Origin of the sequence: Cytobacillus sp. Bac17 (assembly GCF_024519925.1) — a bacterium.
In the GTDB taxonomy this organism is placed as follows: Bacteria; Bacillota; Bacilli; order Bacillales; family Cytobacillaceae; genus Cytobacillus; species Cytobacillus pseudoceanisediminis.
On record NZ_JALJRC010000001.1, the window covers coordinates 761,836 to 783,264 of the forward strand.

At 37.6% G+C, this 21,429-nt stretch carries 19 protein-coding genes, 1 tRNA gene and 1 riboswitch; of the genes, 4 read left to right on the plus strand and 16 right to left on the minus strand.

What is annotated here, in order from left to right:
- Positions 1–182 precede the first annotated feature (182 nt).
- The 6 genes from NR125_RS03795 to NR125_RS03820 all read right to left on the minus strand — a co-directional run bounded on the left by NR125_RS03795 (position 183) and on the right by NR125_RS03820 (position 5,291).
- Positions 183–416 carry an aspartyl-phosphate phosphatase Spo0E family protein gene (locus NR125_RS03795; protein ID WP_009331053.1) on the minus strand — a complete coding sequence of 78 codons (234 nt, stop codon included), beginning with the start codon at positions 414–416 and terminating at the stop codon, positions 183–185.
- 304 nt (positions 417–720) lie between these two features.
- Positions 721–1,263, minus strand: a complete 543-nt coding sequence (locus NR125_RS03800) for a 1,2-dihydroxy-3-keto-5-methylthiopentene dioxygenase (RefSeq protein WP_009331055.1) — start codon at positions 1,261–1,263, stop codon at positions 721–723.
- Positions 1,264–1,316: 53 nt separating this feature from the next.
- A complete protein-coding gene (locus tag NR125_RS03805) occupies positions 1,317–1,952 on the minus strand; it encodes a methylthioribulose 1-phosphate dehydratase (RefSeq protein WP_256814727.1) in 636 nt (211 codons plus the stop codon).
- Complete coding sequence (locus NR125_RS03810) at positions 1,949–2,611, minus strand: 2-hydroxy-3-keto-5-methylthiopentenyl-1-phosphate phosphatase (RefSeq protein WP_009331059.1); 663 nt, start codon at positions 2,609–2,611, stop codon at positions 1,949–1,951. The genes NR125_RS03805 and NR125_RS03810 overlap by 4 nt, the downstream gene beginning before the upstream one ends.
- On the minus strand, positions 2,604–3,836 hold the full coding sequence (locus NR125_RS03815) for a 2,3-diketo-5-methylthiopentyl-1-phosphate enolase (RefSeq protein WP_019381635.1): 1,233 nt from the start codon (positions 3,834–3,836) through the stop codon (positions 2,604–2,606). Before NR125_RS03815 ends, NR125_RS03810 begins: the two co-directional genes overlap by 8 nt.
- A gap of 86 nt (positions 3,837–3,922) precedes the next feature.
- Positions 3,923–4,026, minus strand: a riboswitch (SAM riboswitch).
- Positions 4,027–4,118: 92 nt separating this feature from the next.
- Positions 4,119–5,291, minus strand: a complete 1,173-nt coding sequence (locus tag NR125_RS03820) for a pyridoxal phosphate-dependent aminotransferase (protein WP_256814728.1) — start codon at positions 5,289–5,291, stop codon at positions 4,119–4,121.
- Positions 5,292–5,434: 143 nt separating this feature from the next.
- Here NR125_RS03820 and NR125_RS03825 point away from each other — a divergent pair, with 143 nt between their 5' ends.
- Positions 5,435–6,220, plus strand: coding sequence for a carbon-nitrogen family hydrolase (locus NR125_RS03825; RefSeq protein ID WP_256814729.1), 786 nt, complete (start codon positions 5,435–5,437; stop codon positions 6,218–6,220).
- 36 nt (positions 6,221–6,256) lie between these two features.
- Here the strand turns inward: NR125_RS03825 and NR125_RS03830 are convergent, their stop codons facing one another.
- From NR125_RS03830 to NR125_RS03845, 4 genes are all read right to left on the minus strand, one after another.
- Entirely contained in the window at positions 6,257–6,838 is a 582-nt protein-coding gene (locus tag NR125_RS03830; RefSeq protein ID WP_256814730.1) for a DUF2087 domain-containing protein, read from the minus strand.
- Positions 6,839–6,963: 125 nt separating this feature from the next.
- Entirely contained in the window at positions 6,964–7,464 is a 501-nt protein-coding gene (locus NR125_RS03835) for a methylated-DNA--[protein]-cysteine S-methyltransferase (RefSeq protein ID WP_256814731.1), read from the minus strand.
- A complete protein-coding gene (locus NR125_RS03840) occupies positions 7,461–9,296 on the minus strand; it encodes a PAS domain S-box protein (RefSeq protein WP_256814763.1) in 1,836 nt (611 codons plus the stop codon). Before NR125_RS03840 ends, NR125_RS03835 begins: the two co-directional genes overlap by 4 nt.
- Positions 9,297–9,461: 165 nt before the next feature.
- Positions 9,462–11,267: a methyl-accepting chemotaxis protein gene (locus NR125_RS03845; RefSeq protein WP_256814732.1), complete on the minus strand. Its 1,806-nt coding sequence runs from the start codon at positions 11,265–11,267 to the stop codon at positions 9,462–9,464.
- A gap of 507 nt (positions 11,268–11,774) precedes the next feature.
- On the opposite strand from NR125_RS03845, the gene NR125_RS03850 reads away from it, so the two are divergent.
- Positions 11,775–12,815: an acyltransferase family protein gene (locus NR125_RS03850; RefSeq protein ID WP_256814733.1), complete on the plus strand. Its 1,041-nt coding sequence runs from the start codon at positions 11,775–11,777 to the stop codon at positions 12,813–12,815.
- 254 nt (positions 12,816–13,069) lie between these two features.
- Positions 13,070–13,143: transfer RNA gene (locus NR125_RS03855), tRNA-Arg, on the plus strand.
- Positions 13,144–13,550: 407 nt separating this feature from the next.
- On the opposite strand, the gene NR125_RS03860 is transcribed toward NR125_RS03855, so the two are convergent.
- The 6 genes from NR125_RS03860 to NR125_RS03885 form a co-directional block, all read right to left on the minus strand.
- Positions 13,551–14,807, minus strand: coding sequence for an amidohydrolase (locus tag NR125_RS03860; RefSeq protein WP_256814734.1), 1,257 nt, complete (start codon positions 14,805–14,807; stop codon positions 13,551–13,553).
- A gap of 229 nt (positions 14,808–15,036) precedes the next feature.
- A complete protein-coding gene (locus NR125_RS03865) occupies positions 15,037–16,032 on the minus strand; it encodes a type II asparaginase (RefSeq protein WP_019381626.1) in 996 nt (331 codons plus the stop codon).
- A 46-nt stretch (positions 16,033–16,078) separates the two neighbouring features.
- The gene (locus tag NR125_RS03870) at positions 16,079–17,182 is read right to left on the minus strand and encodes a threonine synthase (RefSeq protein WP_019381625.1); all 1,104 of its coding nucleotides are present in this window, start codon (positions 17,180–17,182) and stop codon (positions 16,079–16,081) included.
- A gap of 112 nt (positions 17,183–17,294) precedes the next feature.
- Positions 17,295–17,621: a RidA family protein gene (locus tag NR125_RS03875; RefSeq protein WP_256814735.1), complete on the minus strand. Its 327-nt coding sequence runs from the start codon at positions 17,619–17,621 to the stop codon at positions 17,295–17,297.
- Positions 17,622–17,768: 147 nt separating this feature from the next.
- On the minus strand, positions 17,769–18,785 hold the full coding sequence (locus NR125_RS03880; protein WP_019381623.1) for an ornithine cyclodeaminase family protein: 1,017 nt from the start codon (positions 18,783–18,785) through the stop codon (positions 17,769–17,771).
- Between the two features lie 101 nt (positions 18,786–18,886).
- Complete coding sequence (locus NR125_RS03885) at positions 18,887–19,993, minus strand: D-TA family PLP-dependent enzyme (protein ID WP_019381622.1); 1,107 nt, start codon at positions 19,991–19,993, stop codon at positions 18,887–18,889.
- 373 nt (positions 19,994–20,366) lie between these two features.
- On the opposite strand from NR125_RS03885, the gene NR125_RS03890 reads away from it, so the two are divergent.
- Positions 20,367–21,017 (plus strand): helix-turn-helix transcriptional regulator, encoded by a 651-nt coding sequence (locus NR125_RS03890; RefSeq protein WP_071160454.1) that lies wholly within the window; start codon positions 20,367–20,369, stop codon positions 21,015–21,017.
- Positions 21,018–21,429 lie beyond the last annotated feature (412 nt).

Consider the following 21,429-nt stretch of genomic DNA (forward strand, 5'->3'; position numbering starts at 1 on the left):
AGCTTTGTATTACGATATGATTCTCGATACATGCATAGTACTGCTATGAAGAATTAATAAGAATTGTGCAGTTCATTACTAAGAAAAGCGAGAACTGGCGCCAACTAAAAAAAAGAATCCTCAACGGATCCTTTTTTTTCTTCCCTATTATATGTTCAATCTATGTGCTTGGAATTTTAAAATTATACAACAGCTTTCTTCCATAAGAGAATCATTTCCCGGAAGGAAATCCTCATTCTTTTCTTTTGTTCCTTCTCTCTTTTAACGACGCATTGATATTCAAAAATTAATTGATCAAGTTCCTGGCTGCAGCGAACCGTTTCCTGGCTCGCCATTCCATTTTTCTTGGCCGTTTCTATCATTGTTTCCCTTTTTTGCTGAATTTCAGTCAGCAGCTGTATTCTTTTATAGCGCAACTTTCTTCCTCCTACTCCTATCCCTTTATCCGATATAAATGTGTCTACTTGAAGCATTATTACAAGAATTTCTATAAATGTAAATAGATTCGCAATATTAGACAATCTTTTTCCGAATTTATTTTTATCGACATCAATTTCAATTCACCCTCATGGGGTTTCGACACATTCTGCTAAATTTATTATGTGGCATCAACGGGATTTGATAAAAAAATCGCAAGACCATAATATGTTAAAAAAATATCCAATTGTTATAGCAGGAAAATAAAAACCCAATGCCGGGGGCAATGGGTGGGTCATTAAATTATTGATGAACTTCCTTTTTTTCATAAATTGGCACCCATCCTTCTGCGGTAACAAAAATCCGGATGGCTACTACTTTTCGATCCTCCTGAAGAGTAAAATAATGACGGATGTTTTCGGGTACGGATATTAAATCGCCAGGATTCAGGAATACTTCAAAGAACTCTCCATCTTTTCCTTGTATAATAAAGACTCCATGACCGCTGACAATAAATCTCACCTCATCATCTGTATGATGATGCTCCTGCTGGAAATTCTGAAGAAGCTGTTCTAAATTCGGCGTATTCTCTGAAAGGGAAATTACATCCTGTGCCTTATATCCTCTTCGATCAGAAATATCCTTAATTTCTTCAGCAAATGCAGCCAGAATTTCTTGTTTCTCATCATCGGAAAGTAAATATTTTTCCTGCAGATTTTCAGGCAATTTATCTATTGCCCATTGCTCATAGATAACCTCCTGCTTTTCCAGAAAAGCAGCAACCTCTTCCTGATTCCTAATTTCTTTTTTTGAATTTTTCAGTACGATATATGCCAATCTAATCATTCCTCTCTATTATAATTTTTTTCTCGCATGATTTAATAACAGCAGTTCATATATTAAACTACTTTAATTAGCTGATCGGGCTTATATGCCAGGAGCCTTAACTGATAACGGAACAGAAACTCTGAAGCCTCAAGGATCTTTTTAGCCTCAAAGGAGGTTCTGCCCCATACTGTAATTCCATGATTTCTTATCAAGACGGCACCTGAATCTTCATATACATGGGAAGAAAAACACTTTGCCAGCGTTGGAATATGCGCATGATTCGGAATAATCGGAATCTCGAGAACAGCATCTTCCTCCCACTTATCAAATGCTTTAATCAGCTCTTGCCCTTTAAATGTAACCGCCGCCTGATCACCATAAATTTCTGAAATGACATTATTGTCAATAGTATGTACATGAAGACTGCATTCAGCTTTCGTTCTTCGATATATCTCAGAATGCAGAAGTGTTTCAGCAGAAGGCTTTAAATGTGTTTCCCCTGCCGGGTGTCCATATTCATCAACAAGGAGAAAGTCTTCATCAGTGCGTTTCCTTTTATCCTTTCCGCTTGCTGTTACGAGGAATTGAAGGGGATGTGAGCTGACCTTAATGGCCAGATTTCCGCTTGTTCCCATAAACCAGTCCCTTTCTGCAAGCTCTTCCTTAATATCTGCAAGCTCATTCCATTTTTCCCCAACTCTGCTCATACCCTCACCTCATTTAATCTTTTTAAAAGCTCAATGCAATCATAGAATGTTTCAAAGGCAGAATGATTTAGGTTCATCTCTTTGCTTTTCTCCAGGAGCAGATCTCTGGCAATGACAAAGTCTGCCTGTTTGGCAGCCTCCAGATCGGTTACTGAATCTCCGATCACCACTTTAAAGGTGTTCTCATCCACCAGTTTCCTCATAATAGAAGGCTTGCAGCAGCCGCAATTCTTATTGCATTTTTCATCGCAGCTATGGGGCCATAAGATATTAATTGTATCTCCGCTAAAATCAGAACTATTGCAGAACACCTCTTCAAAGGGTCCATACTTATCCAGTACAGGAGCCACAAAAAAATCTATTCCTCCGCTGACTATATAAAGCGGTATTTTTTCTTTTTCCAGATAATCGATAAATGGCTGAAATCCCTCTCTTACTCTTGCATTTTCTAAGATGAAATCGGTGATAGCATCTTTCAGACTGCTTGGCAGAAGGGAAAACATCTTTCCTACTCCTTCTTGAATGGTAATTTCCTGTCCCAGAACTTGATTTTTTATCCCCTCCCATTGAGAAGGAGCAAAGTGCTTCATGATATGAATGATGTTATCGTTTTCGGTAATAGTTCCATCAAAATCACAAAATACCGCCACTTTAGCCATTCTTTACAGCCACCTCTTTGTACCCCCACAGATCAATCGCTTTTTTTAATTCAGGGAAGTTTGATGGAGCATCTGTTAAAGAAGCCCCATTTAAAATTAAATCTATTGCCTGGCGGAATGCCAAACCGCCTCCTCTTGCCCCATCCGGATGCCCATGTACGCCACCTCCGGCATTAATTACACTGTCTATTCCGAAGTCTTCGAAAAGCAAAGGTACAAGACCCGGATGGATGCCGGCTGATGGAACCGGAAAGGTTCTTTTGCAGAAATCATTCCTAGTCAGGGTATCCCCAATTGATAAGGCCAGAGTTTTTTCAAGGGCAACCGATCCATAAGGTGAAGGGAATAGAGACAAGTCTGCGCCTGCATACCTGAGGAGTTTGCCTAAAAGCAAAGGATAGGAAATCCCATAAACACTTGAAGCAGAAAGAGCTCCACTAACTGCAGGATGTGCCATGATAGGCAGCCCTATCTCATCATCTTCTCTTAATGACTGCAAAACATCGAGCCCATACGAGAATACGTTGAAGAGAAGAAGATCTGCACCAAGTCTGGATGCTTTCCTTGCCTTATCTTTTAAATCAAAAGACCTGCCTGTTAAATTCACAGCATATAGGGTACGGTGGCCTGTTTCCTCATAAACCTGCCTTAGCACTTCTTTGCCTTCGGTTATCCGGGCTTCAAAAGGTGTAAGGCGGTTTTCAAATAGAATTTCATCATCTTTTACAAGGTCGATGCCGCCAAGGGCCTGTTCCCTCAGCTGCGAAGTTAAAAAATCCATGTCTTTGCCCAGCACCCCTTTGAAGATGCTCATCAGAAGGGGTCTATCATATACATTCAGTTTTTCCCTCAGTCCGTCAATCCCGAATCGTGGCCCAGGAAAAAAGCTTTTAAGTTCATTGGAAAACTGTAAATCTAACAATTTAATCTTTCCATCCAATGATAGTTTTCCAAAGACTGTTGTTAATATTGCCGGTAAATCAGGACTGAAATTAACAGTTGGATAGGCAATCTTAATGACTGCGGCTGTTTCCTTTTTTTCTTCATCTTTAGTATAGTCTTCAACAGAAACGACCCTGCCTTTATGCTTTTCCAGCTGCTGTTTTTCTAGTTCCGGCAAATGGGTCCATGACCCGACCGTTAAGCCTAAAGCGATCTCCTCGGCCTTTTTCTCCGGGTTATGTTTTTCATCATGAACCAGATACGTTGCAATAATTTCACTCATGTATATTCTTCCTTTCAAAAATCAAAGAATGAAAACAATAAAAAACCTCTTCAAATAAGAAGAGGTTAGGATAGCAATCTAACATCTTCTTATCTTTCAGCTATAAGCTGCAAGATTTAGCACCGTGCTCATGTATAAGTCGGTTGCCGGGCTTCATAGGGCTAGTCCCTCCGCCTGCTCTTGATAAGAAAACGAAACGAGTATTCAGTTAATTTAGAATTAAAATTTAATTAGAATTATGACAGTGCTTAATATTTTTGTCAATTGAATTATGAGAAAAATTTAAAATAAATTTAATTTTTTTATTCTGCCCACTGCTTCTTTAAGTCTCTCCTCAGATGTCAGTAAACCCGCTCTCACATACCCTTCTCCAAAATCACCAAATCCGATGCCTGGTGCAACCGCAATATGCGCTTTATCCAAGAGATAGTCAGCAAACTCTTCCGATGTAAATTGTTCAGGGACCTTGAGCCATGCAAAAAAAGAGCCTTTAGGAGCTTGAACATTCCAGCCGATTTCCCTGAGGCCAGAGATGAATGTATTACGTCTGGATTCGTATATGGAATTCAATTCTTTAACACAATCCTGTGGTCCTGACAGAGCAGCTGCTGCAGCTTCCTGAACAGCACCAAACAAGCTGACGTATAGATGATCCTGCATAAGGTTCAGTGCTGCGACGACACTTGCATTTCCAGCTGCAAATCCAACTCTCCAGCCTGCCATATTAAATGTTTTTGAAAGTGTATAAATTTCAATTCCGACCTCTTTTGCCCCTTCTGCCTGAAGAAAGCTTTCAGGCTTTATGCCGTCAAAACCAATTCCTCCATATGCAAAATCATGGACGATGCAAATACCATGGCTCCTGCTCAAATCAACTGTTTCTTGAAAAAAGTCCTTGTTTGCCACTGCTCCAGTGGGATTATTTGGATAATTAAGGAACATCAGTTTAGCTGCATTAAGCTGGTCTGCTGACAATTCACTGTATACTGGCAGGAAGTTATTTTCTTCTCTTAGAGACATTGTCACCATTTTTGCTTTGGCAAGTGCAACACCTGACCAATAATCAGGATATCCCGGGTCCGGAACCAATACGCTGTCCCCAGGGTTTAAAAGGCATTGAGGGATTTCAACCAATCCTGCTTTACCACCAAAAAGGATGGCTATTTCGGTTTCAGGATCCAATTCAACATTAAATTCCCTTTTATAAAAGTCAGCAGCTGCCTTTTTTAAATACGGGAAGCCCTGGAAAGGGGAATATTTATGGTTTTGCGGATTATCGGCTGCACTTTGAAGACTCTTGACAATATGCTCTGGTGTAGGCATGTCAGGATTGCCCTGTCCAAGATTGATGACATCATGCCCTTGTTGGAGTTTTCTCCCCACTTTGGCTGTCAAAGATGCAAAAAACTGTTTAGGCAGACTTTTCAAAAGATCTGATTGCGGATAATTTACCAAATTGTTCACCTGCTTAAAAAAAAGATTGAAAATATAGTCACAAATGATATAACGTAAATGGTAAGATGTAAAGTAAAATTTTGAAAATTTCCATCTATCGGACTAATTTTACCATAAGGATATGATGATTGCGGGGGAGTTTTATGAAATTAAAGATTGCCTGTTTGCAAATGGATATTGCATTTGGAAAACCCGAGGATAATTTTAAAGCAGCCGAAATCATGATTAAAAAGGCGCTTAGGGATAAACCGGATGTTATTGTGCTGCCGGAACTTTGGACGACTGGTTATGACTTGACCAGATTGGGTGAAATTGCAGACCAGGATGCAGAATCATCGCTAGTCTTTTTGAAAGAGGCCGCACAGAGCAATCGGGTTCATATGATTGGCGGATCTGTTGCAAAGAAAACACCCGATGGCATTTACAACACTCTGCTGATTGTAGATAACCAAGGTGACCTTATACATGAATACAGCAAGCTGCACTTGTTCAAGCTGATGAATGAACATCTCTATCTGAACGGAGGGACAGCCAAGGGAGTTTTTTCACTGGAAAATAGGAAGTTTGCAGGGATGATTTGTTATGATATCCGTTTTCCTGAGTGGGTGCGGACCCATACAGCGGAAGGTGCTGAAGCTTTATTTGTAGTAGCTGAATGGCCATTGGCCCGGCTGGCACATTGGCGGGCACTTTTGATTGCGCGTGCCATTGAAAACCAGTGCTATGTAATTGCATGCAACCGCTCCGGTTCTGATCCTGACAATGTCTTTGCTGGCCATTCGATGATTATAGATCCTTGGGGAGTAGTGCTTGCAGAAGGTTCTGAAACGGAAGAAATCCTATATGCTGAGATAGACCTGGATAAAGTGAAAGAAGTCCGCAGCATGATTCCGATTTTTACCGACCGCAAACCGGATTATTACTATTGAAGGCATGCAGGGCCCTAACTGGGGCCCTGCCTTGCTTTACCCTTCTATTTTCGCCCACATTTCCGGAGGGTTTAATTCATAAATGCCATTTTCCCTGTACATATAATGATTTATAATAAATTCTCTGCGTATCGTAGCATAGTCTTCATGATACTGTTGAATATATTCGTTAAGCTCTTTTTCTTCATATTTTTTCCCCATTTTCAATCCTTTGATTAGATACTCAAAAACCATGAGTCTCTTCTTCCTCTGTGCAGGAATATTCTTCAGCTTTCCATCTTTGGTAAAGAAATTTTCAATAACCTTCTGGCTTTCTATATTTTGTTCTTCCATTTTCTTAACCTCCTCTTTATCTGCCAATTTTGCAAGAACACCTGATTGATGTTTCAGTACGGATTCATTTAAATAAAAATAAACAGTATTTTTATCTCTTCTCTGATAAACAAGGTTTATTTCCCTCAGTTTATTTAAATGATGAGTAATGGTTGGCGGAGTTAAACCAAGCTTCCCCGCTATCGCCTGTCCATGCAAAGGACCTTTGGCAAGGAGAAAAACAATCCTGATTCTGGTTGGGTCTCCCATTGTCTTATAAAAAGCTACTAAACGATTTAATTGCATATTTTCAGCGCCCTCATTTCGATCGATATCTAATTAGATGATAATCGAATCCTACTCATTCAGTCAACCATATATATAATAACCCCCATAAAAAAATCACCTAAGAGGTGATTGTTAAGTTTGAGCTATTTTATATAATTAGACCCTTCGAGTGCTAGCAGTACTTCTTTAATTTCAGTCCTGTTTCCTGCATAACCCGTTAACGATTTATTTTTTCCAATCACGCGATGGCATGGGATAATGATCGGAAGGCGATTGGCCTTGTTTGCCTGACCAATGGCACGCACTGCTTTTTCTTTCCCTATTTTAAAAGCAATGTCCTGATAACTTCTTGTCTCTCCAAATGGGATTAGGCACAGCTCTTTCCAGACTGCCTTTTGAAATTCAGTGCCATGAGGTTCAATGGGGATGTCAAACTCTTTCCTATGCCCTTCAAAGTATTCCTCAAGCTGATTTGTACACCTTTTAATTAAAGAGTCGGAGGGATCCAATTTCAATGATAAAACGTCTTCCCCTTCGAGAAAATCTTCTTCCCCCATGTATAAAGCCGAAAGGATTCCATTCTCAATGACAATGTAAATGTCCCCTGCCGGTGTGTATGTTTTAGAATAAACTCTGCCTTTCATTTCATTCCCGCCTTTAAAGAATAGGGCAAATGGATGTGGAATACAGTTCCTTCCCCCAATTTGCTTTCCACTTCAATTGTTCCCTTGTGTTCTTCAATAATTTTATATGTAACCATTAAGCCAAGTCCAGTGCCTCTTTCCTTTGTAGTATAAAAAGGTTCACCAAGCTTTTTTATTTTATGTGCAGGAATTCCTGTCCCTTCGTCCCTAATGGATATGTGAACTTTATGGTCAAACCCTTTCTGGATGGATACAGTAATATATCCACCTTTAGGCATGACTTCAATGGCATTTTTTATAATATTGATAAAGACCTTTTTCATTTGATTGGATTCACAGAAAACATTGGGCAAATTCTTTTCATAATAAGTCCTGAATTGAACATTATGGAGCACAGCCTGAGCACTAAGGAGATCGACTGTTTCCTTCATGATTTGAGATATGTCTTTTTCCACAAATTTGACAGCTTGAGGCTTAGCAAGTATGAGAAATTCATTAATAATTGAATCAATCCTGCTAAGCTCAGTGGTAATCACATTGAAATACATAGTATGATCTTCCTTCACACTGTCCTCCAGCAGCTGTATAAAGCCTTTAAGTGCTGTCATGGGGTTTCTTATCTCGTGGGCAATCCCTGCTGCCAATTCTCCAATCACATGCAAAGTGTCTGATTTCCGAAGCTGTTCTTCCATTTCCAGCTTCTCAGTAATGTCTTTAAATGTTGTCATACTGATATTAGAAAAAATATTCAGCTTGTTGGAAAACTCAAAAAATTTCTTTCTGCCTGATTTCAGAGTAATGGAAAGGTTACCGTCTGATTGCCCCGCAGAGTGTATGTTTTTTATCTGCTCTTTTAATTCATCATCGGTTATATTGCAGTCATTTAAAATACTATGCAGCGAAACACCAATAAGCTCCTTTTTTGTCATCTGAAGCATTCTCTGACCTGATTGATTAATATCGACTATTTCAAACTGATTGTTCCAGAGCAGAATCCCTTCAAGGGCACCTTCAAATATCATGCGAAATTTTTGTTCGCTTTCCCTCAAGCTTTTTTCCATAGCGTGACGCTCACTGACATTTCTGAAGATTGTCATATGGTAGCCTTCAACGGAGTTCAATTTCACTGTAAACTCCAAAGATTTGAACTGGCCATTTGGCATAAGAAAAACTAGCTCATCCCGTATGCTTCCCTTAACGAACATCTCTTTAACAATGCTTTTGTATCTTTCCGATTTTTCATATACAAAATCTTTGATCTTTTTATTGAGAAGCTCATCATGAGTACATTCAAAAATTCGGCAAGCAGCTTCATTCGCATCAATGATCTCACCATTTCCACGCCAAAAAATGATCCCATCCAGGGCTTCAATAAATAGGTCAGCATACAGCTCTTCATTCTTTTTCACTTTTCGTTCGAGGAGCCGCTTACTCGTTACATCTCTTAATATACACATATAAAGACCGTCCTCATTAAGGATGCTGGTAGTAAAATCAAACTCTATTATCGTTCTGCCGTTATATATTGGCAGAATGCCCCTGACACTTTCCTTCTTCTTTAATAATTCCCTTTGCTTTTCAAGCTTGAAATGTCTATTTTTCGGCACGATATCAGACAGTCTCCTGCCGATCAGGTGTTGTTTATCCGTCTTTATACTTTCAGCAAATGATGGATTGACATCAACAATTCTCTCCTGGCTATCAAAAATTAAAATTCCATCATTTGAGCGTGAGAATATATTATATTTAAGTGAATGATTATTGGCCAAAATATTATTTTCCTTTTCCAAAGTCTCAATCCTGGCATAGAGTCTCCTGATTTCCTGATTCATAATGACCACTCTATTTCCTCCTATTGGGATATGCAATTAATTAAATATTTCTACAATATCTGACTAAAACCTTTAAATCTCCGAGAAAACTGTCTTATTAATTTTTCATCTCAAATGTCTGGAGAAAGGACAAGGCATACCCTGTGTAGAGAGTATGCCTGGATTTTACAATTTGAATTTTGCAATCATCTCATTTAATTGTTCTGCCAATTCCGACAAGGACTGTGCATTGTCTGAGATTTCCTCCATTGATTGGTTAGTCTGAGCCATTGATGCACTCGTTTGTTCGATGCCTGCCGCAGATTCCTCAGACACTGCGGCAATACTGCCAATGGACTGGTTCATATGGGCAGAATTAATGGATACCTGCTCGAGGCTGCGGGAAATGTCACTGACATTATTGGACATTGAGTTAACTGCCTCATAAATTTTCTGAAATGTTTGTCCTGTCAATTGAATTTGCTCGGTTCCCTTTTCAACTTGAACATAGCCTGTTTGAAGGGATGTGGCCACACTGCTTGACTCCGTTTGAATACCCCCGACAATCTTAGTGATATCTGAAACCGAGAATGATACCTGCTCAGCCAGTTTCCTCACCTCATCTGCCACTACTGCAAAGCCTCTTCCATGCTCACCGGCTCTGGCAGCTTCAATTGCTGCATTTAATGCCAGAAGGTTGGTCTGGTCTGCAATTTCCTTTATAACCTTAACTAATCTGGAGATTTGTTTTGTCTGACCATCAAGTCCATTTACCTTGTCAACAGAAGACTTCATTATTTGGTTAATTAATCTCATTTGTTCCTGGGATTCTTTCATTAGCTTGTTTCCATTCTCAGTAAGTGATAGCACCTCTGTGGAAGCACTCTTTATTTCATTACCGCTGTATGAAGCTTCTTTTACTTTTTCCAGGTACTCGTCCATCATTAAAGATAAACGCGTTGCAGAACCCGCCTGATCCTCGGCTCCTCCGGACAGTTCCTGCATGGTTGAAGCCACCTGCTGACTGGCTGCTTTCACTTCATTTGCAGCAATATTCAGTTCACCGCTTCTTTCTGTCACATACCCAGAAACCGCATTGATTTCCTGAATCATGGCCTGCAGCTTCATTTTCATTGAGTTCATGGCTCTGCTAAGCTGTGCTACTTCATCATCACCTTCATATTCCACTGAATCTGCATTGAGGTTTCCTCCTGCAATTTCATTTGAGAATTGGACAATGGCAGTTAGTTTTTTAGAAATTATACTTCCAATAAAAAGGATGCTCGCGATTCCCAGGATAGCAGAAATGATGATTGAAATACCAAGTACTATTAAAGTAAGGATAAGACCATATTTGGCAGAAGACACAGCCTTTTGCTGATCCTCCTTCATCATTCTGCCAAGGGTATTTAACTTATCAACCGTTTCAGAAATAATATTATCTGCCTGCAATTTCCCCAGCCTATATTCTCTTGCATGCTGCAGTTTTACTTCTGGCTCGATGACATCATGAAATAAACTGGTGATTTTTTGATCATTTTCATCGATTTGCCTAAAAAGGGTTTTTGATTTTGAATCGCTCAGTTCCGGAGAAATTTCCTCTTTCAATTTATTAAAATCCTCTGTCAGCTCATCAAATGTTTTTAAATGTTTGGGGTTGGAGTCAATGATAAAGTTTCCAATCGTGCTCCCTTTATGATGAAAAGTGGCCGCTGATTCTGTAATCTTAATGGCTTTTTCCCCAGAATCCTTAACAGTCTCCAGTTTTGAATTGGCAATTGTCAGCAAGAAGAAAGTTAGAACGGTGGAAACCGTGAATAGTCCAATGGTCACAAAAAGCGCAACCCCATATTTCTGGCCAAGCTTCAGGTTCCTCCACCATTTCGTGCTCGCCATTTTATTTAAATACTTGCCTATTTTAAACTTTTTTGACCTGGACGATTCTTTTCTTTCCTTATTGCCAGGTATAAATTTTCTTACCCCTTTCAACATAACTTCCCCCTTTATGATTGAACCAGATGCGAACAATTGAACTAGTATGTACCTAATTCTTTTTTACTATTCTTTCAATTCATTATAATAGAACAAAAAAGACATTTGAAGATTATTTTTCCAATTTTTCATTTTAATAAAGCCTTCCCTGCACCTATTCCCTTTAAATTCTTACCTTAAAAAACCTGATTTTCTCACGTCAGCATCAGTCATGACATACTAATCGGACTACTCCCTTTTATCTGCGACAAAAATGATTTTCTTTAAATAAAATTTGAAACAGATTTAAATTAAATCCATTCAAGCCATATAATATATGAAGTAACAAGCAATATTTATTTGTATAACAGTAATTTCTAATTAGTATGACAGCATTTTCAGAGTTAGAAGTTTTTACTTTTTCTGTAAATTAAACCTTCTATTTACACGAGAAAAGAAGTTTGCTTCATGTTAAAGTGGGTAAAGAAAGAAAGAGTATTTATGGGGGTCTTTAATAGAGGAGGACTTATGAAACAACGTGACTATTACTTCGACAACACGAAGTTTATTTTAATCTTCTTTGTCGTTTTCGGACATTTACTCCGCTCTTTTATTGAAGATAATGAAACAATCTATACTTTATATAAGGTAATCTACACGTTCCATATGCCAGCATTTATACTGGTATCCGGTTTTTTTGCAAAAGGCTTTTATAAAAAAGGCTATATAAAGAAAATTGCAAAAAAGCTCATACTGCCATATATTATTTTTCAGGTTATTTATTCGATCTTCTATTATTTTTTATATAATAAAGGCACCTTTGAGTTGGATCCTTTTAACCCGCATTGGTCTTTATGGTTCCTGATCAGTATGTTTTGCTGGAATATCATGCTTTTATTCTTTGCAAAGTATAAAGCGGTTTATTCCCTGGTAGCTGCTTTTATCATTGGGCTTGCTGTCGGATATGCCGATTGGATTTCAAACTATTTAAGTTTATCGAGAACATTTGTGTTCTTTCCTTTATTCCTATTGGGTTATTATTTAAAGAAGGAGCATTTCTATGCGCTATTCCAGCCAAAGTTCAGAATTAGTGCATTAGCAATCTTTGCTGTAGTCTTTATAGGCTTTTACCTCTATCCTGAAGTGGATTATAAGTGGCTGCTTGGCTCAAAGCCATATACTGAAATGGGGGCAGCTTCAATTGGGGCAGTCTTAACGAGATTGGGCTTTTATGTCCTAAGTTTGATAATGGTATTTAGCTTCTTTGCTTTTGTGCCCCGCAAACAATATTTCTTTACTGATTTAGGAAAAAATACACTTTATGTCTATCTGCTTCACGGATTCTTTGTACGGGTATTCAGGGAAAGTGATGTACAGGGCTTTTTCAGCAAACCGGAAAACTTCCTGCTGCTTGCCGGAATATCGCTGCTGCTGACTTTGCTTCTCTCAAGCAAACTGATTACTTCATTTGCGCAGCCTATTATAGAACTGAGAACATCACAGCTAAAGAAGCTAAAAGATAGATCAAAGGCATATGCCAGATTTTATCGTAAAAAACTTACAAGTTAGAACAGAAACCGGTCATGTATTAATGGCCGGTTTTTACTTTAGTCATAACTATTGACCATTTTTGATTATGGGATTATAATAAATAACTGTGTTATATTATTTTGTCCCAATAGCTCAGCTAAGCGTAAACATCCCTGAATTACATCCCTGTAGCTCTGTTTCGACGCATTTGCTCCCTTGTATTGGGCTTGCAGAGGAAGAAACAGGATATACCAGTCTTATCTGCACTACAAAAAATATACTTACGCCAATATGTCCCAGTAGCTCAGCTGGATAGAGCGACAGCCTCCTAAGCTGTAGGTCGTGAGTTCGAATCTCGCCTGGGACGCTACAAAAGAAAAGCGCAAAACCCATTTATATCAAGGGTTTTGCGCTTTTTATTTTATTCAATATGTTTATTCCTAATCCTTAGAATACCAAGTTTGGGGTCGGTTTGGGGTCGAACCGATTTTTATTTATGATTTCATACCTCTAATCGGCCACTAAAGCCCCTGTTGTTGGTTAAGACATCAGTGTTGTTTAAAAAGAAAAAGCTGCCTGATTAGCAGCTAATGTTGAAGTTAAGAATCCGTTAGTTAATTACATTCATCTTCAATAACACATGAATATATTAAACATAAAAAAGTGTAATAGAGGAATCACATTAATCGGGACTTCTCAAATTTATGCTGATAAACACTTCAAATAAGTTATGATTATTCACTTTGTGACCGATAACCTAAATCCAAATAATAATTATTTTAATATTCGACGTGCAATTCGGTTAAACAATTCAACTGCATGCGGAAGAATTTCTTCTTCAATATCAAACTTTGGATTATGATGCGGTGCGGGTATAGTGGAACCTACAATCATATAAGTCCCTTTTCCCCCTAAATCTTGGACTCGTTTTATCATAAAGCTAGCATCTTCACTCCCGAGTCCTTTACCTTCACCATTTCCAAATGATGTAAATCCTTCTGCTTGCTTTGCCTCTTCTATAGTTAACTCAACCAGTTCATTGTCACAGGTAATTGGGATAGCGGCACCAATAACTTCAATTTGATGATCAAGCTCATGCATAGATGCACTGTGAGTAATGATATTTCTAACTCTCTCCTCCAAATCTTTATTCTCCTCTTCGGTAAGAGCCCTAGTCTCAATATTCATTTTTGCATATTGGGGAATGATATTAGTTGCTGTTCCACCCTCTAAGATTCCTACGTTAACTCGGGTGGGTCCTGTACTAAAGCGCGGGATAGCATGTATATTTAATAAGGCGGTACTAGCACCCAACAAAGCATTTCTACCCATTTCCGGATTACCGCCTGCGTGAGCAGCAACACCATAGTAGTGAGCTATCATTTTCGTGGAGGAAAGGAAGTGCGTTGAACCACCATGGAACTCACCAGTCGGAACATCTGCACCTAGATGATGACAAAACATATAATCCACATCATCTAATAACCCCTTCTGTACAATTGCATATGCTCCGCGAACTCCTTCCTCTGCTGCCTGAAATATCAGCTTTATTGTCCCAGCAAACTGACCATCCGCCAGTTTTTCAGCGAGCCCCAAGCCTATGGCAGTATGGCCATCATGCCCACAAGCATGCATATTCCCTTCATATTTTGAACGGAAACCATTTACTTTAGGATAATGGTTCTCATCCTGACTCTCTGCAATTGGCAAGGCATCCATATCAAAACGAAATGCAACGGTAGGACCCGGTTTTATACCTTTTAAAACTCCAATTACAGTAGTATAGCCACCTTTCATTTTCTGAAGTATATTCGGATTAGCACCATCCAGTAATGCCCTTTGATATGCCATCTCTAAAACCGCATTGGATGGAACTCCTCTCATAAAATCTCCGTCCATTGCATCTCTCCCATAGATTAAATGATATCCAAGCGAGTTTAACAGCTCCACTATCTTTGAAGCCGTTCGAAATTCAGTAAATCCAACCTCAGGGTGCATATGAAACTTTCGCCTTAAAGCTATAATATCCATCTTTGATCTCCTCTACTAAATTTTTTAGAACTCTAGCATTTCCCCTCTCCTATAAAACTGGAGTTGGTCTCTTAAACCAAACTTTTTATAATAATCCACCTTATTCTTTCTGGCATTACACCATTTTTTTCACACCGTGAATCTTCGCTTCCTTCAAAAATCATTCGTTGAATGAAATCGTGAAAAATCAAATCTTTTTTTTTCATTCTTCTAAGGGACACTCAAAAAATTAGTATATATGAAAATACTGTTGAATCTCATTTTTATCATTTGTTAAGTTTAATGCTAGCATAAGAAGAATCCTTGCTTTTGGAGGATTTAATGATTCAGATACGATATATGCGTGTTGATTATCCATATCAGTACGGCTAACAATTCCCGTATTGAGTCGAGATGATCGTATGACGATAACCCCTTTGTTTATCGCATCATGAATTCCAGCCTCTGCTTCTTTAGAGATTGTATAGCCCCCAGCAGTAGTTACAATGATTCCCTTTGTATCTGCTTGAACGGCTGCGTCGTATAAATATCGTTCATCTCCTTGATGAGTATATATAATTGAAACCTTAGGCAGCTTACTAATGGAGCTAACATCAAATATGGTTTCAGTCGTATGAAGATAGGTGATATCTTTATAATAAAAATAAACTTTCCCACCAACAATTGATCCGATATAACCTTGTTCGAGAGCTTTAAACGAATCGACTGCTGTAGCATTCATTTTAGTGATATAACGTGCAGAACCAATTCGGTCATTAAGGACAACTAATACACCTTTTCCATGAGCTTCTTGATTACAAGCAACTTTTACACCATTGTAGATATTCAACGGACCATCTGCACTTATCGCTGTTGCAGGTCTTACTGCTCCAACAATCACGACTGGTTTATGGCTTTTAATCACTAAATGTAAAAAATAGGCGGTTTCTTCCAGTGTATCTGTACCATGTGTGATCACAACACCATCTATTTCTTCATCTAATAATATGTCATTGATATATTTACTCAGTGTCAATAGTCGTTCTGTTGTCATATCAACACTATCAATATTAAACAATTGTTCAACTTTTAAATTTGCAATGTTGACTAAATCCGGTACTTCTTTTAATAAGTCATCAATAGACAAAGCTCCTGGTTGATAGCCTGTGGTCATTGTACTCGAAGTTCCAGCCCCTGCAATTGTTCCACCGGTTCCAATAATTTTTATCGTTGGCTTACTTTTCATGCTTCTCTCCTATATTCTCTATTACATCCAACTAGCTCCTCTTGGTTTATTTCGATTTTATACCTGCACCACAAAGAGGTATTATTATTTTTTCATCCGATTTTTTTCCATATTTTAAATAACCGGCATAGTTGGTCGCTGATGTCACTTCAACATAAAAACCTTTTTCACTAAGCTTCTCCCGTGCTCTTAGAATCTCATCTTCTTGAATCTCAATAAATGTACCATTTGTTTCCCCTACAGCTTCTAAAATTTGTTTTGAACGTGCTGGAGCTGCAATGGCGATCCCTTCCGCTAAAGTACCTTCGTTCATAATAGGTTTCGCTGTTACCTCACCATGTTTGTAGGCATTTACAAGAGGCGCACAATTCGCTGCTTGGATAGCAATGATTTTCGGCATTCTTTCTATTAATCCATTTCCCAATAACTCTTTAAAACCATAATATGCACCAAGTAAAAGTGTACCGTTACCAACTGGAATTATTAATGCATCAGGCGCACCTTTTAATTGTTCAAAAACTTCATAAGCATATGTTTTTGTTCCTTCATAAAAGTATGGATTATACACATGACTTGCGTAAAATACATTTTCATTTTTTACTGCTTTTTGGGCAGCAGCTGCAATGTCCTCTCGTGTACCACGAATTTCTTTAATCGTTGCACCATGAGCTTTTACTTGAGCAATTTTTTTCGGGGATGTTTCGTCGCTTAAATAAATATCACAGGCAATATTACAACGTGCTGCATAAGCTGCAATCGCCGTACCTGCATTACCACTACTATCAGCAATGACCTTTGATACCCCTAATTCTTTAGCCTTCGTCATCAAAACAACGGCCCCTCGATCTTTAAAGGATAATGTAGGCATCATATAATCAACTTTTACATACGTATTTGGCTCCATAGGATCTAGAACGATTAATGGTGATTGACCTTCACCCATTGTCACGGATTCCCATGTCTTAGAATCTTTTGCGAATGGCATAGTTTCAAAATAACGCCATAATGAGTTTGGATAGTTATTCCAAGCTTTAATATCAACTTTCGGGGTATCTTTTACTATGTTTAAGACTCCTCCACATTCACATTTCCATATAGTTGGTGTAATATCATGCTTTTTCCCACAACTGTTACAAATAAATTGTTTCATCGTTAATCAACCCTTTAAATGATATTAACTAGATTTTTTCATACAAAACAGGAAAAAAATATGACTAAATATATGCAATGGCATCAATTTCAATTTTGAAGCCAAAATGTAATTAATTAGTTGGTACAACGGTACGTGCTGGTTTATGTTCACCGAAAAATTCCTTATAAACAGCATCTACTTTATCCCATAATTTCACGTCCGGAGTATATAATGTCATACGCAAAATCTTCTCTTTTTTACTTCCAGCTGCTTCTACAATCATTTCCACATTCTTAAGTGCTTGTAATGTTTCTTCTTCGATTGTGCCAAATTTCTTTTCACCGGTTTCTGGATTAATGGCAAATTGCCCTGATACATAGACAGTGTTCTGATGAACTGTTGCTAATGCATAGTGTCCATTAGATTTTAAATTTCCTACTTCAAAGATGCTTTTCATTTGATTCCCCTTAACTTGACTTATTTTTGATTTCATCCAAATAACTACTTTGGAAATGCCTAACTTAGATGCGACCTTCTCAACAGATCCTTCTTATAAACAGTTTTAATGTTGGAAACTACTAAAGCTCTTATTTTCCATTAAATATTATTCGTAAATATTTAAAAGTTTTCCTCTGCCAAGTGATATAGCTTTTTCATATACAGCGACTGCAGCAGCTGTATCTTGAATCGCACTACCTGTGGTATCAAAAATAATAATTTCCTCAGAATTTGTTCGTCCATCAATTTTACCAGTAACAATATCCCCAAATTCTCCATAAACATCCCCAGTAGACATTAGATTTGCATCCATAGCATGATGGAGCTCTCCTACATGTGCACATTGTTCTAGAATATCCACAACTAGTTTTCCACTTGCCAAAAGTTGCGGGTCAAGTTCTTGTTTATCTGGGCTGTCTGCACCAACTGCAGAAATGAAGGTCCCAGGGCGAACATACTCTTCGTGCAGAAAGAATTTTTTTGCAGAAGTACAAGTAATAATAATATCGCTTTTAGGTGCAACATCGGCTAAATTATCAGTAGCCTCAATGTTCACTTTAAGCTCCTCTGACATTTCTTTCGAAAATTTTTCTATCTTGTTCTGGTTAGTTCCCCATACGTATACTTGAGAGATAGAAGAAATGACATTCATAAGAGCCTTCAGCTGAACTCTCGCTTGGTTTCCACTGCCACAAATAGTGACTGTTGATGAGTCTGAACGGGCAAGATATTTTGCTGCCACTGCTGTTGTTGCAGCAGTACGCTTTGAGGTGATTTCCGTTGAGTCCATGATGGATAAGGGTCTCCCATTCGAACCATCAAACAGTATAATCAATCCGATAATGTTTGGTAAGCCGAATTTGGTGCAATTTCCGAAAAATCCGCCATTTGCTTTCAGCGCAAAATACGTCTTGTCAATTTTAAGTCCGCCACTCTTAATATGAAATTCTCCGTCTTCTACATCCGCGTGCATTAATCCTGGAACTAGAGCTCGACCTTCAGACCGTTTTCTAAAAGCACTCTCCATTGCCGTTAAGTAATCATTAGATGAAATCATGGAGGCAATTTCAGACCTACTAAGAAGTAGAAACTCAGTGTTTCCCATTGCACTTAAATCGATCATTGTAACTCATCCTTTCCATTATCAAATTTGTGAATAAACTGATTCAATCAGTCCAAACTCTATAAGAGATCTTATAATTGAAACTGAGAATACAAAATTATTTACTGCAGTTTTGCCCGGCAGTCGATAGGGATTTCTTCAACAACTTCGCCTTTGGAAAGCAAATAAGCTTTTTCATATAAATTACAAACCGGACAAATATGGTTTGGGATAATTTGTACTTTATCTCCAATATTTACTTGATTACGGAAATCTCTATTGTAAATGATCGCATGTTCGTCGAAAACACCGTGAATATAGACATCTTCAAACTCCTTTATACGCCCCAAACCATTTGTGGTTGTATGTCCCTCGCTTCGTGTTTGGGCTGTAATTCCTTTTGCCCCAACATCTGTAATCACCCGTTCATTAGTAGGTTTACTGATGATTGTTGTAAGGACCGATGCTGCACATCGCTCATATGTGCCAATAACGTTTGCCTGTGAGGAATCCATTAAAATATAGGTACCAGGCCTAATTTCAGTAACCCCGTCCGGTATCTCGAAATTGAGCATGAAAGGAGGAGTCGAGCCAATACTTATTACTTCAGGTTTAACTCCCATCTCTTCTGCTATTCTTGCAAAGTGCAAGGTTCGGTTTACACTTTCAAGATAAAGCTCTTTACATTCATCAATGTTTTCAGCTTTATAGGAATGCCCATCATGTGAAAAAATCCCTCTAAGTTCAACATGTTTACAAGCCTTTACGTTTTCTAATAATGTTCTGAAATCACTTTCTTCCATAATCCCTGAGCGTTGTTCTCCTACTTCAATTTCAATTAGAACCTGGGCTTTTTTCTCTGCTCCTTTGAATACTTCTTCAATTTCAGTTACATGGTAACTATTATCTATACCAAACGAGATATCGATGGTCTCAGCTAATTTTCTAATTCGTTGAATTTTTGATTTTCCAACAATCTCATTGGCAATAAAGATGTTTTTCAAGCCGTTTTTAGCCATAATTTCAGCCTCACCGACTTTTGCTACTGTAATTCCAACTGCGCCTAATTCTTCTTGTAATCTAGCAAGCTTAGGCATTTTATGAGTTTTGGTATGTGGACGTAAATGTACTTTATGTTCATTAGCGTAATTTTGCATGAAGCGAAGATTATCCATCATTATTTCTCTATCAATTAAAAGTGCTGGTGTATCTAACTCAACATATTTCATTTTATCGGCTCCTTTTTATTTTTTTGATAAGCTTGTGGGAGTGAGTATTTTCATGGTTGCAATTGAGTAGGTAGGATTTAAAAAACTTTTTTATCAACTAACCGATGACCAAAGTAGTAATTAGTTTAAGTTAATTGTAAAAATTACAAAGGAGATTAACTATTCAATTCAAGAAAAGAAACTTTTATATATTTTAAATTGAAAACACATAAAAAATTATATAAAATAGAACTAAATCATTATTATTTATTAAAATTATATAAAAAGTTATACAAAAGTCAACACAATAAAGATTTTTATATAAAAATATATATATTTCATGTTAGAAATGATTCAAATAAATAGATATCGTTTAAAAAGAAGGGACCATCTTATGAATATCAATAATAAAGAATTAAAAAAGTACATCCCAATCGCTAATTTAATCGCAAAGACCTTTGGACGGAATTGTGAGGTCGTCATTCATGACTTAACCGTTCCTCAAAACTCAGTGATTTACGCTGTTAATAATCATGTAACAGGAAGAAAAGTTGGACAGGCTTTCGATCACCTAGTGAAGCAAGTGCTTCTATCTAGTAAATTTGAGAACGATTATTTGGCAAATTATAAAATACGTACCGACGATGGAAAGGAAATAAAATCATCTACAGCTTTAATTAGAGATTCGAACGAAAAAGTTATTGGGGCACTTTGTGTTAATTATAGTTTGGAAAGCATGATTCATTTTAAGGAATTTCTAGATGATTTTATGGGTATTGGACAAGATGAGGAAGAAAAAGAAAAAGAAAATGTGGAACTTATGGAAAATGTAGTAGAAATTGCAGACGATTTAATAGATCGCATTATTGCCAATTACGGAACCGAAGAGTTAAAAAGAAAAGAAAAAATTAAATTAATCAAGTTTATGGATGAGAAAGGGATATTTCTAATCAAAGGATCTGTAGATAAAGTGGCAGAAAAGCTTGGTATTTCAAAAGTTACCGTATACAGTTATTTGGATGAAATAAAAAAAACAATTGACTGAGAAATGAAAAAACCAGTTTTATATAACTGGTTTACAGTGTAGACAAAAGGCATTTGGAAATGTCCTCATTTTCCAAACGCCTTTTAATTTTATAGATAATTTTTTTCCCTATTTAAGAATGATATTACTGAGAATGTGAAGGAAATCAATCCTGAAGGCTGCTTTGCCGTTTTAATACTTATATTCTATAATGAGTTTTGCAACTGTAAAGTTGCTATGACTAGATAAGCCCTTTCTTCGGATGGGGCTTTTTATATTGCCTGCTGGATTAAAGTCAGGTAATTCTTGCCGAAATAATTATTGGGTGATAACATGTATGGAAGTATAGGTATCAATTTAAGAATGTTAAGGTTCGAAAAGAACAAGACTCAAAAAGAAGTAGCAGAAGCTACTGGGATCTATATTAAAAACT

What these genes read in the sequence shown, in the direction of transcription:
- NR125_RS03800 (WP_009331055.1), bottom strand. Translation starts at nt 1,263, where the DNA reads ATGATTAGATTGGCATATATCGTACTGAAAAATTCAAAAAAAGAAATT.
- NR125_RS03805 (WP_256814727.1), bottom strand. Translation starts at nt 1,952, where the DNA reads ATGAGCAGAGTTGGGGAAAAATGGAATGAGCTTGCAGATATTAAGGAA.
- NR125_RS03810 (WP_009331059.1), bottom strand. Translation starts at nt 2,611, where the DNA reads ATGGCTAAAGTGGCGGTATTTTGTGATTTTGATGGAACTATTACCGAA.
- NR125_RS03815 (WP_019381635.1), bottom strand. Translation starts at nt 3,836, where the DNA reads ATGAGTGAAATTATTGCAACGTATCTGGTTCATGATGAAAAACATAAC.
- NR125_RS03825 (WP_256814729.1), top strand. Translation starts at nt 5,435, where the DNA reads ATGAAATTAAAGATTGCCTGTTTGCAAATGGATATTGCATTTGGAAAA.
- NR125_RS03830 (WP_256814730.1), bottom strand. Translation starts at nt 6,838, where the DNA reads ATGCAATTAAATCGTTTAGTAGCTTTTTATAAGACAATGGGAGACCCA.
- NR125_RS03835 (WP_256814731.1), bottom strand. Translation starts at nt 7,464, where the DNA reads ATGAAAGGCAGAGTTTATTCTAAAACATACACACCGGCAGGGGACATT.
- NR125_RS03840 (WP_256814763.1), bottom strand. Translation starts at nt 9,296, where the DNA reads ATGAATCAGGAAATCAGGAGACTCTATGCCAGGATTGAGACTTTGGAA.
- NR125_RS03845 (WP_256814732.1), bottom strand. Translation starts at nt 11,267, where the DNA reads ATGTTGAAAGGGGTAAGAAAATTTATACCTGGCAATAAGGAAAGAAAA.
- NR125_RS03850 (WP_256814733.1), top strand. Translation starts at nt 11,775, where the DNA reads ATGAAACAACGTGACTATTACTTCGACAACACGAAGTTTATTTTAATC.
- NR125_RS03860 (WP_256814734.1), bottom strand. Translation starts at nt 14,807, where the DNA reads ATGGATATTATAGCTTTAAGGCGAAAGTTTCATATGCACCCTGAGGTT.
- NR125_RS03865 (WP_019381626.1), bottom strand. Translation starts at nt 16,032, where the DNA reads ATGAAAAGTAAGCCAACGATAAAAATTATTGGAACCGGTGGAACAATT.
- NR125_RS03870 (WP_019381625.1), bottom strand. Translation starts at nt 17,182, where the DNA reads ATGAAACAATTTATTTGTAACAGTTGTGGGAAAAAGCATGATATTACA.
- NR125_RS03875 (WP_256814735.1), bottom strand. Translation starts at nt 17,621, where the DNA reads ATGAAAAGCATCTTTGAAGTAGGAAATTTAAAATCTAATGGACACTAT.
- NR125_RS03880 (WP_019381623.1), bottom strand. Translation starts at nt 18,785, where the DNA reads ATGATCGATTTAAGTGCAATGGGAAACACTGAGTTTCTACTTCTTAGT.
- NR125_RS03885 (WP_019381622.1), bottom strand. Translation starts at nt 19,993, where the DNA reads ATGAAATATGTTGAGTTAGATACACCAGCACTTTTAATTGATAGAGAA.
- NR125_RS03890 (WP_071160454.1), top strand. Translation starts at nt 20,367, where the DNA reads ATGAATATCAATAATAAAGAATTAAAAAAGTACATCCCAATCGCTAAT.